The following is a 15,666-nucleotide window of genomic DNA, read 5'->3' on the forward strand; positions in this document are numbered from 1 at the left end:
GATAGCTTCTTTAGATGAGAAAGGCTGTCTGAAAGTGCATTCGTTTGGTTGCCAAATTTTAGATAAAAAAAACCATCTATACTAAGGGGAAAGTATAGATGGCCAAACACATTACGGGGAAAACGTCTTACTCACTTACTCACTTCTTTCGAAGCAAGTGTTACTCAGACAGGCGAATTATACAATAGTTCAGTCTTCACAGTGTTAAATTTCGTTAAATAAAAATAACAAGGTTTAGATATTTGATTTTAAATAAATAAAAAATCCATATTGTTTAAAAATTTATCAAAAAAATTTGGAATTTTTTTAAATCTGGATAAATTTCCAGTCTCCGGCGGCTAAATCATCGACATTCCAGTCGCCGAATTTCTCACGGTGGAGCTGCTCGACACGGTTGCCTGCGGCTGCAACCATGCGTTTGACCTGATGGTATTTACCCTCGGTAATGGTCATCATCAATGTGGTTGGGTCGGCCAATACTGCTTCGGCCGCGGCGACGGTTTCATTATCGTCATGCAGGAGGACGCCGTTTTTGAGTGTGGTACAAAGGGTATCGTTGGCAGGATGTTTCAAAGTGACGCGGTAGAGCTTCGGAACTTTGTGTTTGGGCGAGGTAACGCGGTGGTTAAATTGCCCGTCGTTGGTAATAAGAATAATGCCGGTTGTGTCTGCATCCAAGCGACCGACTGCCTGCATATCGATATTGCGCATGTGGTTGGGAAACAGGCTGAAGATGCTTGGATATTGCTGGGGTTTGTGCGAAGTCTCGTAATCTGCAGGCTTATGAAGCAGGATATAAAAATAGGGCATGGGAACGGCGGCAATTTCTTCGCCGTCAGCAGACAGGGTGTGCACTTGAGACGGATCGATATCGTCTTTGGCATGATTATGGATTTCGCCGTTGATGGCGATGCAGTCATTGTCTATCAGCCATTGGCATTGCTTGCGGCTGCCGAGGCCTTGCGATTGGATGTATTTGAGCAGTTGCATGGTTGAAAAGTAGGAAATGTTCAGACGGCCTTTATTGTACTGGAAAACCGGTTTTGAGGCCGTCTGAAAAGTAGGGGCAAAAAAATCGCCCCTTTAAAATGTTAAGGGGCGCAAAAGGAACACAAACCACTACCAAAAACTGTTACAGGGCAAATTCTCCTATTTGATGTGTTGCCGGATAAAGTGCTTTCATCAAGTCATGTGGTGAAAGAGAGAAATCTTTGCTGTTTGTCGTCAGACGACCTTGCTGCGGCGTCAGCTCAAGCAATCGGGCGTTTGCCGACTGGATAAACTTGTTTTTCGTGCGCTGCATTTTTCTTTGCAGTGCGGAAACAACGCGGTTGTACAGACTGTCTTTTTGCTTGACTTCGCGTGTATCGGCAACCCAGCTCAAACGCGTATTGCCATCTTCATCTTCAATCAGCAGGATGCCGGTTTCTGATTGGGGCGATTTGCCCATGCAAGGAAGCCAAACATAATAGCGACCATCTAAAGTAATGAATACTGCGTCGTGTACTTCGCATTCGTCGCAACACTTGGTGGCGATCAAAGAGCGGATGGCTTGTTGGTGCAGTCTCAGAATATCAAGGGAGACTTGCTTAAAAATACTTTCGGGCATTTTCTTCTCCTTTCATTCTGTTGTGCGGTTGTTTTGTATCGATGGGTTGTATTATACGGCGATTTTTTAAATTTGCAAATGATAATTGTTCCTATTATTTAATTTATAAGTAAGATATTAATTATTAAAGAAATTAAATTTAAAAAATTTTGTAGAAATTGGATTTTCTACTCAAAATTGGAGTAATAGATGGCTATTGGATGAAAAAAGAATAAAGGCCGTCTGAAAAAAATCCAGCTATAAAAGGGTATTTCAAAAGCAGCTAAAGTTTTGCTGACTATACATTTCAGACGGCCTTCAGTATGATTCAAGGCGTTTTGATAATTGCAGAAACCACCAACCATGAGCCAACGTCAGATTATCCTCGATACGGAAACTACGGGTCTTTATCCTGAAAACGGCGACCGTCTGGTCGAATTTGCCGGCTTGGAAATGATCAACCGCCAAATGACCGACTCCAACCTTCATTTATATGTCCACCCGGAACGCGATATGCCGGAGGAAGCGGCGAAGGTGCATGGTTTGACGATTGAAGCATTGGAAGCAAAGAATGCGCCGCCGTTTGCCCAAGTTGGTGAACAGATTGCCGACTTTATCCGTGGCGCAGAGCTAATTATCCATAATGCCAAGTTTGACGTCGGCTTTCTGAATATGGAATTCCGTCGCATGGGTTTGCCTTCTGTTGAGGAACTTGGTTGCAAAGTCACCGATACGCTGGCTATGGCGCGTGAAATGTTCCCGGGGCAAAAGGCGAGTTTGGATGCGTTGTGTAACCGCTTTTCCGTTGACCGCAGCAAACGTGTTTTGCACGGCGCGTTAATCGACTGCGAGCTTTTGGGTGAAGTCTATCTTGCCATGACGCGTCAGCAGTTCGACCTGATGGGCGGCGAGGCGGAAGAAGAGGGCGAAGTTAAACAAACCGTTATTGCGGAAACCAAACGTACGTCGCAGTTGAAAGTCATCAAAGCCAATGCGGACGAGTTGGCCGCACATGAAAAATATTTGGACGATTTAGGCGAAGCGTGTGTATGGCGCAAGGCCGAAACACCAGATGAGGCCAATGCCGGAGCGTCAGCATGATGCGGCGCAATATCGCTTTGATTCCTGCTGCCGGTGTGGGAGCGCGATTTGGCGCAGGCAAACCTAAACAATATGTTGAAATCAATGGTAAAACTGTATTGCAACATACCATAGAAATCTTTGAGCAACACCCCCGCATAGATTTAATTGCTGTTATTCTTTCGCCGGAAGATTCGGTTTTTCAGACGGCCCTGTCTGAGAAAGTACGCGTCTTTCGAGTAGGCGGCGCAAGTCGTGCCGAAACGGTACGCAATGGTGTGTCCGTTTTATTGGAGCAAGGTTTGGCCGAGGCGCAAGATAACATTTTGGTTCATGATGCCGCGCGCTGTTGCCTGCCTGTTGAAGCGTTAACACGTTTGCTTGATGAGGCGGGTGAGAATGATGAAGGCGGTATTTTGGCCATACCGGTGGCTGATACGCTCAAGCGCTCAGACGGCAGTCATCATATTGATGAAACCGTTGCGCGCGCAGGATTATGGCAGGCGCAAACGCCGCAGCTTTTTCAGACGGCCTTATTAAATCGCGCCTTATCGGTTGATGATTTAAGTGAAATTACGGATGAAGCGTCAGCGATTGAAAAACTGGGTATCCGGCCGCGCTTGGTGCAGGGCGATACGCGCAATTTGAAATTGACGCTGCCGCAAGACGAATACATTGTCAGATTGTTGCTCAAGGCCGTCTGAACAATCAAAACCCATTATTTAAGGAAGCAAACATGAATATCCGTGTCGGACAGGGCTACGATGTCCATCAGTTGGTCGAAGGACGAGATTTGATACTCGGCGGCGTCAACATTCCGTTTGAAAAAGGCTTGCTGGGTCATTCAGATGCCGATGCGCTGTTGCATGCGATTACCGATGCTCTGTTGGGTGCGGCCGGTTTGGGCGATATCGGCAGTCATTTTCCTGATACTGCCGCCGAATTCAAAGATGCAGACAGCCGTGTGCTGTTGCGCGAGGCTTATCAAAGCGTGCAGGAGTTGGGTTGGAAGGTAGTTAATGTCGATACGACCGTGATTGCGCAAAAGCCAAAACTTGCGCCGCATATTCCGGCAATGCGCGCCAATATTGCCGCAGATTTGGGTTTGCCTGCAAACTGCGTGAACATCAAGGGTAAAACCAACGAAAAACTTGGCTATCTGGGACGGATGGAAGCCATTGAAGCGCAAGCGGCAGTATTGCTGATTAAAGCCTAAGAGCTTAAAATTACTTTATTATTCAAACTGAAAGACTGACAACATGGCAACTCAAGACGAACTCAAACGTATTGCCGCCGAAAAAGCGGTGGAATTTGTTCCTGAAAACGAATACATCGGTATCGGTACCGGCTCTACCATCAACTTTTTTATTGAAGCTTTGGGTAAAAGCGGTAAGAAAATCAAGGGTGCCGTGTCTACTTCTAAAAAATCCAGCGAGCTTTTGGCGAAATATGAGATTCCAGAAGTTTCACTGAATGAAGTGATGGGTTTGGCGGTTTATGTTGACGGCGCAGACGAAGTCAACCACGCGCTGCAAATGATTAAGGGTGGCGGCGGTGCGCATTTGAATGAAAAAATCGTGGCCAGCGCATCCGATAAATTTGTTTGTATCGCCGATGAAAGCAAATATGTTTCCCGTTTGGGTAAATTCCCATTGCCGGTGGAAGTGGTTGAAAATGCCCGTTCGCTGGTGTCGCGCAAACTGCTTGCCATGGGCGGACAGCCTGAGTTGCGTGTTGGTTATACTACTTTCTATGGAAATCAAATCGTTGATGTTCATGGCCTCAATATCGACCAAGCCCTGAAAATGGAAGACGAAATCAATAAAATCACTGGCGTACTCGAAAACGGTATTTTTGCCCGCGATGCTGCCGATGTATTGGTTTTGGGTACGGCAGAAGGCGCAAAAGTCATCCTGCCTTGTCAGGATTAATGAAGATTAATCAATCTTAAAGGCCGTCTGAAAGTACATCAGGTCTTTCAGACGGCCTTCAATTTGGCAAAATATGCAAATCAGTAAAATTATAAAATGGTTGCCCGTTGTTTTATCCGTTTTAGGTGCACTAGGTTATAGCTCACGCGATACCGAGTTGATTCGTACAGGGGTAAGCGTTGCCGCAACATTGGCACAAGGCGACAATATCGGTTTGGAAAAGGTCAATGAATGGCTGGGTGAAAATGTCGTCAAAGCCACATCTGACACCAAAGCCGAAGCTAAACCCAAACTGGAACAGAAACAAAAGTCATCGCGACAATCCTACACATACAACGGAAAAATCATCAAAATCCATGATGGCGATACCATGCACATCATCGATAGCGACGGCCGGAAACACAAAATCCGTATGGCCTATATCGATGCGCCGGAAATCAATCAGGCTTATGGTACGCAATCACGAGACAATCTGATTGATGCTGCATTGAATAAAAAAGCCAAAGTGCGCGTGTTTGAAAGCGACCGCTATCAGCGCGAAGTCGCCCAAGTATCAGTCGGCACGATTGACCTGAATTTGATGCAGATACGGGATGGTGCCGCATGGCATTATGAAAGTTATGCCAAAAAACAACAAAGTAAAACCGCTTACACTGACTATTCGGCCGCACAAAAACAAGCCAAGGAAAAACGTAAAGGTTTATGGAAAAAAGACAATCCGCAAGCACCTTGGCAATTTCGCCGTCAAAATCACGAGCAGCAGAACGGTGATAAAAAGCAGTCTGATAAACAATGGTTTGGGATTTGGTAGGTTTTAAGAAAGAGGCCGTCTGAAAACTTTCAGACGGCCTTTCATTATGATGAAATAAACGTATGGGGCAGATTTCATATCAGGGGAAAATAGTATCGGGATTTTAGGATAAGTCACGAATTTTCATCAAAATGTTGCTAGGGTAAGATACTTGATAAGACATTACACCCTGTTCGGATAGATGGGATCAACCATATTCAAAAAGGCAGATATAAAAAAAGACACCGTTAGCTGGTGTCTTTAGTATCTATGGCAGAGAGGAAGGGATTAAAATTTAATCATACATATATGATTTATTGATGATTATTTTTTTGAAAAGTATAAGTAACACATAAGGTAACACATAAAATCTTATTTCCCACGATAAGGATTAAACCAGCCTTACTGAATTTAGGAAGGTCTCTCTGTTCTACACTGACAGCAGGTAGCGCGCGCTCCCCCTCCCTCCGCGGGGACTCTGTGGGGGTGCGTTTTTTTATGCAGCGGCGGCTCCTACTGCAATCCTTATATTTCATAGGGTTTTCGGCGATTTTCGAACACTGGTTTTTTATGCGTTTTTATGCAAGATTTGACATTTTTATGCTGATTTATGCGCTACTTGTAAAATATAATAATAAAGCCGTCCGAAATAAATCAGACGGCCTTTTTTACTCCATTTTTATGGCGTTTAGTATTTGGTCTGTAATGTACTCCAAGTCTTCTTTCGGTAAGCCCAATAGCAGGCGGGATGGCAGGTTTTTTGCCGTGCTACCGTCTTCGTGTTCTGTTGCAATTTGCGCGGCTTTACCGCCGAACCATCCGATTTTTGCATGGTTTTCATCTGCTTTTTGACGCAGCCAGCGGGCGGTACCGATATGGCGGAACATTACCATACGGGATATTGTCGGCGTTTTCAGGTACAAATATTCGCGCCGAAATCCCAAAAGCCTGCGTTCGCCCTCGAACCGTACTAATTCATTCCCGTTTTCTGTGCGACTATATGCAATACGGCCGGTGTAGCTATCTCCGTATTTCTCTCCAAAAAAACGAAACGGGCGGCGGTGTAGTTCCTCTCCATCCCGTAGGCGTCGGAAAGCAAAACGGTCGCCTTGACGTTTTGCCATCGGATTTCCGTCAGGCTCGATATTGGCTTTAATGCGGTTTCGGTTGCGGCGGCGTAGCTCCGTCGCGATATTACGCATAAGTTTGGCACGGGCAGACGGCTGAATCTTTAGCGCTAAATGTTCAATTTGTGCAACGAGTGCTTCCAGTTCTTCCATATTTCCTCCTGCACTTGAAGTAAAGGACGCATTATGCGTCCTTTATCTGTTTAAAAAACGGGGCGCGGCGGCTCGGATTTTGTTTTGTAGGAGACTAAGCCGTTTTCATCCAAACCGGCAATGACTGTTTCTGTCAATTTTAATTCGATCATTACATCCCAGACATCCGACTCTATCGGCTCTGCCTCGAAAACAAAGGCTCTTGATGATGCGTCTGTGCCCGGGCACAAAATATCCGGCTGATTTTCTTGCAGCCACTTATTCACGATCAAAAAGAGATACGCTGGATCTCGATGGAACTCCTGAACAAAAATATTAAGCGTGTACCTCGCTTCGTAACTCAATGTATTGCGTTTCGGAATAATCTGTCCAGACAAAACCGTCATACGAAGACGGTCAGGTGCAGCTTTAAATTCCAGCAGTGTTTCCTGGATAGCAAGACGCAGGCTTTTGGGCTTTTCCATTTTATTTAGACGGCCTCTTATCTTTTGAATTTCCACCGTTGCTCTTCTTCGCGCTGGCAGTCTATACATAAACGGCACCCCGGCACGGCTTCTCGGCGGGCTTCGGGGATGATGTCGCCGCACTCTTCACACTCTTGGGCGGATGGCGCGGAGGATTCTTGTTCTTTGTGGCGTAATAACCAGTATTCGCGCATTTTTTGCTCTAAGTCGCAGGCTTGGTCGATAATGTCAGTCATGGTGTTGTTTTCCCTTCTTCGTCTCCTTTTAGGCAGGCTGACAAAGCGTCCCGATAGAGGCGGCACTGCTCAAAAGCCGAGCGATAGGCAATCAATGCGCGAACCATGTCCGCATTGGTTGCAATCTCTTCAGGCGGGTAGGCTTCACATTTCGGCACCGGCGGGCATGACTCGGCAGCCTGTACGGATACCGGCGGATTATGGGCGCAAGCAGTAAGGGCAACGGCGGCAATGAGAACGGAGAGACGTTTCATTTTTTTCTTTCATAGTTTGATGTTTAAAAGGGCGCGATCATGCGCCCCGCTGTTATTTTTTATTGATGGTTTGGGCTACATCTTCGGGCAGTTTTTCAGACGACCATTCATGATGCTTAGTCAGTGCTGCTTCGACTTGGCTGTTTTTTTCAGCCTGCACCTTCATCATTTGGTCTACCTGCGCCTGCAAGCTTTGGGCGCGGGCTTTATAAATCTTGATTGTTGCGTCTTTTGATTTGATGGCGTCTTCCTGCGCGGCGACTGTTTGTGTCAGTGCCTTATTGCTTTTACGCATGTGCATCAAGCTATATCCGAGGACGGCGACGGTCAGGATATAAGATACGGCAACAACAATAGCTGTTTTCATATGATTCCTCCGTTTCAGGCTTCGCTTACGCCTGCTGCCGCAGTGCCGGTAACGATGGGTAGGTTATAACGCTCTGCGGATGGTTCCGATTTAACCGGCTTACCATCAACCAATTTAGACGGCCAGTAGTAACCATCAATGTCTGCACCGTTAAACAGCACAACAGATACTGCATTACCCTGATTACCGCCCCATCCCATAATTTGCCCTTTAGCGTTTTTGCCACCGACGAAAAACACATGGCCACCACCTTTGCGGGATTTCACGGCGATACAGCCATAGGCGGGTTTAGCCAGCTTAGTCAGACCAGCCTCCGCCCATGCCTTGGCGCGATACCAATCTTTGATAACGCCGCGGCCGCTTTTACCGAGGCAGTAACCGACAAACAGGCCGCACCATGGTGTCTCATCGTCCGCATACCATGCTTTTGCCGCATTGGGAAAGTTTCCCATTTCTTTGAGCCAAGATTGGATAATCGGGTTATGTTTCGCGCCGACGATTTCTTTCAATCCGACGTGTCGGCGGGCTTCTGCCATCCAGGGCAATTCAGTCATGCTTTCTTCCTTTTTTATTCGTGTGTTTAAATATTTTCTTGCGGTATTTTTTTTGACGCGCGGTTCAAAAAACCTTGATTTTCTGTGCTTGGGCGTGTTTTCTTCGGGTGGATTTTGCTGATATTGCCGCCACTCCATAGCACTGCGCCCGTGTGCAGGGCCAGTCCGAAGATAAGCAACCATATAGTCAGTGATTTAATGGAAAAGGCAGCGGCCAGGGCGAGACTGCAAAACCATACGATAGATAAATAGGCGATTGCCGCACTTAACGGCTTATGTGTTTTCCCGCGGGTGTCAAAAAGGATGATACGAATGGCCGCGGTCAGGGACAGGGCAATGACGGCAGCAGATTGGACTGTATTCATGATTCTTTTTCCTCTTCCAGGGTTTTCAGACGGCCTTTTTCAATCAGGCGCATGACACGCTGTAAACCTAAAACCAGTCCGGCAGAAAAAATGGCAGCGGCGGTAAAGCTATTGATGGTCAGTGTTTCACCCGGCAGCAGCCAGTTGATTAGGCCTTCTGCGCCGTCGTAACCGAAAATGCCGCCGATGAAAGACACAGCAAAAAGCCATGCCTTATTAATCGGTCGCTCTGCCTTTTGGCTTAATACGAACAGCGATGCGCCTATGAGTGCACCGAAGGCTACGGAGGCGTGGACGTGGTAGCTGCCGATGATAATTACGGCGGCGTTGACAGCAGTGGTAGTTTTGTCTTGGGTCATGACGTTTTCAGTCCCATAGATTCAGGGTGGATTTTTGTTGTGCTTCTTCGTGGTTGGCTTGAGGCAGTCGGATAGTCAAACCGGCAGGTAGGAGGGCAGGATATTTCGATAAGCCGTAATTTTCAGGGGCGGTCAGGATTTGTTCGGTGTAGCCTGCGGACGTCCCGTAATGGTTCCAAGCGATATTGGCGACGGTATCGCCTTCACGGGTCGTGTATTCCATCAAATTAATTCCGAATCGCAGCGGCGCTCGCCCATGACTGCCGCGGTGGCATAGTGTGCTTCACGGCGGAAGTCTTCGGCTTGATGTTGTTTCATTTCGGCACGCTCGCCCGCTTTTCCCGATGGTTCTGTATCTGCGTATTTTTCCAGCAGAAGTGATTTGGCATAGCAATAGACGGCGCGGCGGTAATGGATGGCTTTAACCGATTCGCCATTAATGACGTCGTCTGAATCGCCTGTTTCGGCAAGAGTGCCTCTGCCAACCTGTACGGCGGCAATGCGGTATTTCTTAAGCTGGCCGTTGACGTGTGCGACGGCTTCGAGGACGGCATGGTAAACACGGCTGCTTGAAATGTTCGCTTCAATCCTCATTACTTCGCGAAAGTTGGCAAGGTCGATGATTGGGAAAAAAGGAATACTGCGAACTTCGGATTGGTCTAATGCTTGCCGCCCTTGATCTGGGGTGTCGGCGAAAACAATAGTCATGATTCATTTCCTTACGGAAGAAGCCTGCCCGATATTTAGGCGGGCTTTGGAAAGGAGGCGCAGAGGCTTTGCATGCTAAGGCCGTCCATGATATTTCTGGAGGACTTGCCGCAGGCTTGCGCCCGGCGAGGGGAGCTAGGTCAGCCTTTAAGCTGTTTTTTGATGGCTGCAAGGCGGGATTTGACACCGATTTTTTCAGAATACTTCAGTGCGTTTTCGTAGTAACTCGCCGCACTTTCGAGGTCTTCGGCTTCTTCCGCACGTTCTCCAGAGGCTTTGTAGAACTTGGCGCGGATGATGTCTGTCAGATTTAAGGTATGCATACCCGTGTCTGGGTTGACGGTGCTGATGAGTGTGAGCAGATCAGTATGGTTGGCTTTACTCAAGTCAGCACCGTATCCATACTGTTCAGCCAGCTCTTCAATTAAGAGGTCGGGCAGATCACGACGGTAGTCATCTTTGACTTTCATGTCATGCTCGATGGCAAATAGGATGTATGGCACGGCTTGGTCAAGCTCGCCAATGTCAATCAACCAAAGCAGGGCGGTAGTGAAGACTGGATCGGTTTCAGCGGCCGAACCGGAGAGATAGACGTCTTCCAGCCATGGAAGATATTTTTCTACCATTCCTTTTTTGGCTTGGATTTTGTCGGATACGGATTTAATTTGGTGTAGGAAGGCGCGATCGGTGTTAAGGCTTGCCAACAGTCGGCGGTAGGGTTCGGCGACATGGATGTTTTCGCCGTTTTTTGCTGCCTTCTCTGCTAAAACCTGTTGTTTGTGTGCCTGGGCTGGAGTCATTGGATCCCTTTCATCAGGCCGTCTGAAATTTCAGACGGCCTTTTTTTCTACTTCACGATTTTGATGTTTTCGACCAAAGCTGCTGCGCCGTACTCTTCGACGACATAGCAGATATTTTCTGACTGGTAGTCGGCGATGCGGTCGAATTCAGGTTCGTCCGCCAGCTTGCGGCGATGGCCGCCTTTGTGGAAGTAGATGGACAGGTTTTTCAGCGGAGTAACCAAAATCGTATTTTTGGGGAAATACGGTGCAGTTACGACCGGCAGACCGCCCAAGCGTTTTTCAGACATGATGATGTCGGCAGGACGCAGCTCACTTGCCTTGTTGCCTGCTTCTTTGATAACGGCAAAGTATTTTTCAGACAGCAAAGATTGATTGCAGATAACGGTCATGCCCGGCATGTCGTGGAACTCTTCGTCAATCAAGCTTTCGGCAACGTCCGTAACCAAATGGTCGAGAGAGGTATAGGATTTACCTTCGCCGATTTCGACGGCATTGGTTGCGCTGCCCATGACGTTGGATGCTGCATTGGTACGCATATGCTGCAACCAGCCGGTTTGTACGTCCTGCAAGAGAGGATTTGCCGCAAAGTCGGATGTAGCGGCGGCAGACGTACCGTTGAAACCGATGGCAATCAGGCTCAAAGCTTTGGATTTGATGAGCTGGTTATTGATCAACTTGACGTATTCAGGTTGACTGCTCCAAGAGTCCATATCGTCGTAGCTGACTTGAGTGTCAAAATTTACTTTTTTACACAAATATTGGCGGTCAGTCAGGTTGTGATATGGCTTGGGCTGACGGCGTACAGTACCGTCGCCGTTTTTAGTATCAGTTCGCGAGGCATTCAGACCTGTTGATAAACCAATGATTGAGCCGGCAATTTCGGTTTTGCTGATGATGTTGATTTTTTGCAGGAATGTTGACTCCAGGCGGACGGCTTCGCGCATTTTTTGAGAAACGGCGGGCGTTACACTGAAATGGCGGGATACGCCTTCGGCAGTTGTACCGTTGGCTTTGGCGACGGCGTTGATATATTGCTGGATATACGGGTGCATGGCTTACCTTTTCTTAAAATTCGGAAGCAGGGGTTGTATTCGCGCCGGTATGCGGCTCTGCCTGATTGATCGGAGCGGATTCAATAGCGGCCTTAAAGGCATCGAATTCTTTGCGCAGGGCAGTGTAGTCATCGGCGAGTTTTTGGGTAATTTGGGCAGACTGCTCCAATTCTTTGTTCAGGTCGGCAAAGGCTTGGGTGTAGTCGTTTTTTTCTGTTTCGACAGGGGCGGGATCTGATTTCTTATTGAACATTTTGTCGTGGAGGGCGGCAAAAAAGCCTTTTTTCTCGTGTTGGGGTTGGTTGGCAGGTTGGGTCATTGGCAGGCTTTCCATTTCGGTGTAGGCGGCGGTGTAGTTGGTGTCTTCCGGATTGAGCTGACGGAACTTGAGCATAGTCGTACCAAGAGATGCAGGGCTGTCCGTCATCGCAAGGCCGACCAGATAAGCTTTGCCGGTGTCGGCGAATGGCTTCATGATTTCCATGGATGTATAGACTTTTTCGCGCTCTTTGATGTAGCCCAACATTTTTTCAGTAGGGTCGATGCGAGCGTAAAGGCGGGTAATACCGTCTGAAGTCTCTGCTTTCAGCTCGAGGACGTCCCCCAGGCCTGAATAGTCGTTTTTGGGAGAATATGGGCGGTAATGCTCAAGGTTGATGCGTGCGCCGTAGATTTGTGGGTCGTAAGCTTCTGCGGCGGCGATGAGGTCGGCTGATTCGATCGTTCGACCGTCGGCAGTTGCACCGGATTTGCCGATGCAGAACCATCGGTCGCTGAATTTTTCGGTGGAATTTTTGGCGGATTTATTCATGCGTATGCGCTCGGGTGTTTGTCCGTTTTATTTTGGCATTTACGGAAAAGACGGCAAGCGACAGGGGTTTTAGGTGGGTTTTTCAAGTCATGCGGCACGGGCAGGATTGGCATTTTTGCCCGAAAATCGGGTATTGCCGCTATTTTTTGAAGACATGGAAAAACGTCAGAATATTGAAATTGCCCAAAATATCGACCCGCGCCTTGTTGCGCGGTCTCTTTACTGGCAGGGATGGAAAATTACCGCCATCGGGCGGCATTTGGGACTGAAGCCCGCCACGGTACATTCTTGGAAGCAACGGGAAAACTGGGATGGCGGAACACCGATGCAGCGTGTTGCCTCATCTATTGAAGCGCGCCTGATCCAACTCGTCAACCTGCCGAACAAATCAGACGGCGTTTACAAAGAAATGCGCCAACTTTCCGCATTAATGGGCGGCGAAGGCAAAAGGCCGTCTGAAAAATCGGAAACGCCGAAAAACAACCGATTTGACGGCGCAGACAAGCCGCCTTTTGACAGCGTGCCGACCATAGATCGCCCACCGCGTGAACGTACCGAGCGCACCGAACGCAGCCGCACCCGCTCCGTCGAAAAACCGCCGAAAAACTATATCGCACCCGAGCAGCAGCAGCGCATGGTTGAGATTTTTGAAGAGCAGTGTTTCGATTATCAGCGGTATTGGGGCGAGATTTATCGGACGCACCGTTTTCGAAATATCTTAAAAAGCCGCCAAATCGGCGCGACTTTCTATTTTGCCCGCGAAGCCTTCCTAACCAGCCTAAAAACGGGCATCAACTCCATTTTCCTGTCTGCGTCCCGCGCACAGGCCTATCAGTTCAAGCAATACATCCTCAACCTCTGCAAGATGGTCGATGTCGAGCTTAAAGGCGGGGATGTGATTTCTTTGCACAATGGCGCGGAACTGCATTTTTTAGGCACCAATTCACGGACGGCACAAGGTCGCAACGGTAACTTGTACGTCGACGAATACTTCTGGATTCCCGATTTCGAGCGGTTGCAAACACTGGCCGAGCCGATGGCGAGTCAAAAGCACCTAAAGACGACCTATTTCTCCACGCCGTCATCCGAAGGCCACCCCGCTTATGGTTTTTGGTCGGGCGCGATGTTTAACGAAGGCCGCCCTCGAAGCGAGCATATCAAGCTCGATTTGAGTCATGCCGCTTTAAAAAACGGTCGTCAGGATGCCGACGCGCAATGGCGGCAAATCGTTACGATTCATGATGCGCAGGAGTCGGGCTGCAACCTCTTCGATATTGATTATCTGCGCCAGCGCAACTCGCCCGACAAGTTCGCACAGCTCTTTGAGTGTCAATTCGTCCCGGACGGCGAGGGCGTGTTTCACTTTGCCGACCTGCAAGCCTGCGGTGTCGAATCGTGGGATTGGACTTGGTACAAACCTGACATGATGCGTCCGGCGGGGAATATCCCCGTATGGATAGGCTACGACCCGAGCTATACCGGCGACGCGTCCGGCTTGGTGGTCGCCGTCCCGCCGCAACGCAACGGCGAACCATTCCGAATTTTAGAAACACACATGATTAACGGGGCGGATTTCGAATCACAGGCCCAAATCATTCGCGGCATGACGGAGAAATTCAACGTTACCAAAATCGTCATCGACGCAAACGGTATCGGCGCGGCGGTGTACGACCTTGTTAAAAAATTCTACCCGCCCGCCATCGGCATGACCTACACGCCCGACATTAAAGGGATGATGGTTTTAAAAACGCAGAACCTGCTCAAAAACAAACGTATCGAGTGGGACGCGGGCAAAATTGATTTGCAGATGGCGTTTATGTCCGTCCGACGCGCAATTACTGCCAGCGGACGGAACATCACTTACGAATCGACGCGCAGCCAAGCTGCCAGTCATGGCGACTTGGCTTGGGCAGCGATGATGTTGTTTTATCAAGAGCCGTTGGACAATGTTGTCAGCGGACGATTTGAGATTGATAGTTAAAGGATTTTTATGTCTGATTTAAATTCGACAGGCAATGAACCACGTACAGATTTAGAGATTTTCAGTTGGGGCTACGACGAGCGTTTGTCTTGGCTCGGCGCGGCATGGGAATGCACCGATAACGGTCATTACTACGAACTGCCTGTCAATCAAAAGGACTTGATCGGTTTACTACGAGTAGGCGTACATCATTCGTCTGCGCTGCATTGTAAACTGAACGTCCTAACTTCCACATTCAAACCAACCAAGCTTTTGAGCCGCGCCGAATTTAAAAAGCTGGCATTTAATTTCCTAGTCACCGGCAACGGCTATCTGGCGGCGGAGCGCAACCGATTCGGCAAGGTATTGGGATTTAAAAACCGACTGTCCGTCTATATGCGCCGCTCTTCGAAAAATTACGACAAAGACGGCTATTTCTACCTGCGCGACCATGTTTTCGAGACTGCGGACTTTATCCCGAAATCGGATATTATTCATTTGATGCAGCCCGATTTGGTGCAGGAGATTTACGGGGTCCCCGATTATTTAGCGGGTTTAAGTTCGGCAGAGCTTAACCACTCGGCCACGACATTCAGACGGCGCTACTACGACAACGGTAGCCATGCAGGCTTTATCGTGTATGCAACCGACAACAATATGAATAATGATGACTGGAATAATCTCAAGGACCAATTTAAAAAAGCGCAACGCGAAGGCAATTTCCGCAATGTCTTTTTGCGCTCGCCTGACGGTAAACCTGAAGGTATCAAACTGATTCCGATTTCAGAGGTTGCCGCCAAGGATGAATTTTTAAATATTAAAGGAGTAACCTCCCAAGATATGCTGACAATACACCGCGTGCCTCCTTCATTGATGGGGGTCGTCCCGACGGCGGCGGGCGGCTTGGGCGATGCCCGGACGGCGGCGGAAGTATTCGCCGCGAATGAAATCGAGCCGATACAGGCGGCGTTTCTCGAAGCAAACGACGCATTCAGCGCGGAGGTTTTTAAATTTAAGCCGTACACTTTGGCAACGTCCAAGGTGGATAAATAGGATAAGGCCGT

The 15,666-nt window shown here is 48.3% G+C and carries 22 protein-coding genes; 7 read left to right on the plus strand and 15 right to left on the minus strand.

The features are described 5' to 3' along the window. Positions 1–306: 306 nt before the first annotated feature. A complete protein-coding gene (locus HMPREF2675_RS02685; protein ID WP_070813987.1) occupies positions 307–990 on the minus strand; it encodes a 16S rRNA pseudouridine(516) synthase in 684 nt (227 codons plus the stop codon). A gap of 142 nt (positions 991–1,132) precedes the next feature. Beyond that, positions 1,133–1,609: an NGO0322 family iron-responsive protein gene (locus HMPREF2675_RS02690; protein ID WP_049348077.1), complete on the minus strand. Its 477-nt coding sequence runs from the start codon at positions 1,607–1,609 to the stop codon at positions 1,133–1,135. A gap of 342 nt (positions 1,610–1,951) precedes the next feature. Here HMPREF2675_RS02690 and dnaQ point away from each other — a divergent pair, with 342 nt between their 5' ends. The 5 genes from dnaQ (at position 1,952) to HMPREF2675_RS02715 (ending at position 5,410) form a co-directional block, all read left to right on the plus strand. Further along, entirely contained in the window at positions 1,952–2,689 is a 738-nt protein-coding gene (gene dnaQ, locus HMPREF2675_RS02695; RefSeq protein WP_070813988.1) for a DNA polymerase III subunit epsilon, read from the plus strand. Next, positions 2,686–3,372, plus strand: coding sequence for a 2-C-methyl-D-erythritol 4-phosphate cytidylyltransferase (gene ispD / locus HMPREF2675_RS02700; RefSeq protein ID WP_070813989.1), 687 nt, complete (start codon positions 2,686–2,688; stop codon positions 3,370–3,372). Before dnaQ ends, ispD begins: the two co-directional genes overlap by 4 nt. 32 nt (positions 3,373–3,404) lie before the next feature. Beyond that, positions 3,405–3,884 carry a 2-C-methyl-D-erythritol 2,4-cyclodiphosphate synthase gene (ispF, locus tag HMPREF2675_RS02705; RefSeq protein WP_070813990.1) on the plus strand — a complete coding sequence of 160 codons (480 nt, stop codon included), beginning with the start codon at positions 3,405–3,407 and terminating at the stop codon, positions 3,882–3,884. A 43-nt stretch (positions 3,885–3,927) separates the two neighbouring features. Beyond that, positions 3,928–4,599 (plus strand): ribose-5-phosphate isomerase RpiA, encoded by a 672-nt coding sequence (gene rpiA, locus HMPREF2675_RS02710; protein WP_003679072.1) that lies wholly within the window; start codon positions 3,928–3,930, stop codon positions 4,597–4,599. A 73-nt stretch (positions 4,600–4,672) separates the two neighbouring features. Further along, positions 4,673–5,410, plus strand: coding sequence for a thermonuclease family protein (locus tag HMPREF2675_RS02715; RefSeq protein WP_070813991.1), 738 nt, complete (start codon positions 4,673–4,675; stop codon positions 5,408–5,410). Positions 5,411–6,057: 647 nt separating this feature from the next. Here HMPREF2675_RS02715 and HMPREF2675_RS02720 read toward each other — a convergent pair. From HMPREF2675_RS02720 to HMPREF2675_RS02780, 13 genes are all read right to left on the minus strand, one after another. Further along, positions 6,058–6,669 (minus strand): phage virion morphogenesis family protein, encoded by a 612-nt coding sequence (locus tag HMPREF2675_RS02720; RefSeq protein WP_070813992.1) that lies wholly within the window; start codon positions 6,667–6,669, stop codon positions 6,058–6,060. Between the two features lie 50 nt (positions 6,670–6,719). Continuing rightward, entirely contained in the window at positions 6,720–7,133 is a 414-nt protein-coding gene (locus tag HMPREF2675_RS02725) for a phage tail protein (protein WP_070813993.1), read from the minus strand. A 17-nt stretch (positions 7,134–7,150) separates the two neighbouring features. Continuing rightward, positions 7,151–7,369 carry a TraR/DksA C4-type zinc finger protein gene (locus HMPREF2675_RS02730; RefSeq protein ID WP_070813994.1) on the minus strand — a complete coding sequence of 73 codons (219 nt, stop codon included), beginning with the start codon at positions 7,367–7,369 and terminating at the stop codon, positions 7,151–7,153. Next, the gene (gene lysC / locus HMPREF2675_RS02735; protein WP_070813995.1) at positions 7,366–7,623 is read right to left on the minus strand and encodes an Rz1-like lysis system protein LysC; all 258 of its coding nucleotides are present in this window, start codon (positions 7,621–7,623) and stop codon (positions 7,366–7,368) included. The genes HMPREF2675_RS02730 and lysC overlap by 4 nt, the downstream gene beginning before the upstream one ends. 52 nt (positions 7,624–7,675) lie before the next feature. Next, the gene (locus HMPREF2675_RS02740; RefSeq protein ID WP_070813996.1) at positions 7,676–7,990 is read right to left on the minus strand and encodes a hypothetical protein; all 315 of its coding nucleotides are present in this window, start codon (positions 7,988–7,990) and stop codon (positions 7,676–7,678) included. A 14-nt stretch (positions 7,991–8,004) separates the two neighbouring features. Further along, entirely contained in the window at positions 8,005–8,544 is a 540-nt protein-coding gene (locus HMPREF2675_RS02745) for a TIGR02594 family protein (protein WP_070813997.1), read from the minus strand. A gap of 26 nt (positions 8,545–8,570) precedes the next feature. After that, positions 8,571–8,909 (minus strand): phage holin family protein, encoded by a 339-nt coding sequence (locus HMPREF2675_RS02750; protein ID WP_141759940.1) that lies wholly within the window; start codon positions 8,907–8,909, stop codon positions 8,571–8,573. Further along, on the minus strand, positions 8,906–9,268 hold the full coding sequence (locus HMPREF2675_RS02755; protein ID WP_063075543.1) for a putative holin: 363 nt from the start codon (positions 9,266–9,268) through the stop codon (positions 8,906–8,908). Before HMPREF2675_RS02755 ends, HMPREF2675_RS02750 begins: the two co-directional genes overlap by 4 nt. A 7-nt stretch (positions 9,269–9,275) precedes the next feature. Continuing rightward, positions 9,276–9,491 carry a tail protein X gene (locus HMPREF2675_RS02760; RefSeq protein ID WP_063075544.1) on the minus strand — a complete coding sequence of 72 codons (216 nt, stop codon included), beginning with the start codon at positions 9,489–9,491 and terminating at the stop codon, positions 9,276–9,278. Then, complete coding sequence (locus tag HMPREF2675_RS02765) at positions 9,491–9,976, minus strand: head completion/stabilization protein (protein WP_063075545.1); 486 nt, start codon at positions 9,974–9,976, stop codon at positions 9,491–9,493. Before HMPREF2675_RS02765 ends, HMPREF2675_RS02760 begins: the two co-directional genes overlap by 1 nt. A gap of 140 nt (positions 9,977–10,116) precedes the next feature. Then, on the minus strand, positions 10,117–10,776 hold the full coding sequence (gene gpM, locus HMPREF2675_RS02770; RefSeq protein ID WP_063075546.1) for a phage terminase small subunit: 660 nt from the start codon (positions 10,774–10,776) through the stop codon (positions 10,117–10,119). A 47-nt stretch (positions 10,777–10,823) separates the two neighbouring features. Beyond that, positions 10,824–11,831, minus strand: coding sequence for a phage major capsid protein, P2 family (locus tag HMPREF2675_RS02775; RefSeq protein WP_063075547.1), 1,008 nt, complete (start codon positions 11,829–11,831; stop codon positions 10,824–10,826). 13 nt (positions 11,832–11,844) lie between these two features. Further along, positions 11,845–12,642: a GPO family capsid scaffolding protein gene (locus tag HMPREF2675_RS02780; RefSeq protein WP_063075548.1), complete on the minus strand. Its 798-nt coding sequence runs from the start codon at positions 12,640–12,642 to the stop codon at positions 11,845–11,847. A gap of 115 nt (positions 12,643–12,757) precedes the next feature. Between HMPREF2675_RS02780 and HMPREF2675_RS02785 the strand changes: the two genes are divergently transcribed. After that, complete coding sequence (locus tag HMPREF2675_RS02785) at positions 12,758–14,623, plus strand: terminase large subunit domain-containing protein (protein ID WP_283127781.1); 1,866 nt, start codon at positions 12,758–12,760, stop codon at positions 14,621–14,623. Positions 14,624–14,632: 9 nt separating this feature from the next. Continuing rightward, the gene (locus HMPREF2675_RS02790; RefSeq protein ID WP_070813998.1) at positions 14,633–15,655 is read left to right on the plus strand and encodes a phage portal protein; all 1,023 of its coding nucleotides are present in this window, start codon (positions 14,633–14,635) and stop codon (positions 15,653–15,655) included. Positions 15,656–15,666 lie beyond the last annotated feature (11 nt).

This window comes from Neisseria sp. HMSC061H08 (assembly GCF_001836795.1).
Lineage (GTDB): Bacteria > Pseudomonadota > Gammaproteobacteria > Burkholderiales > Neisseriaceae > Neisseria > Neisseria subflava_A.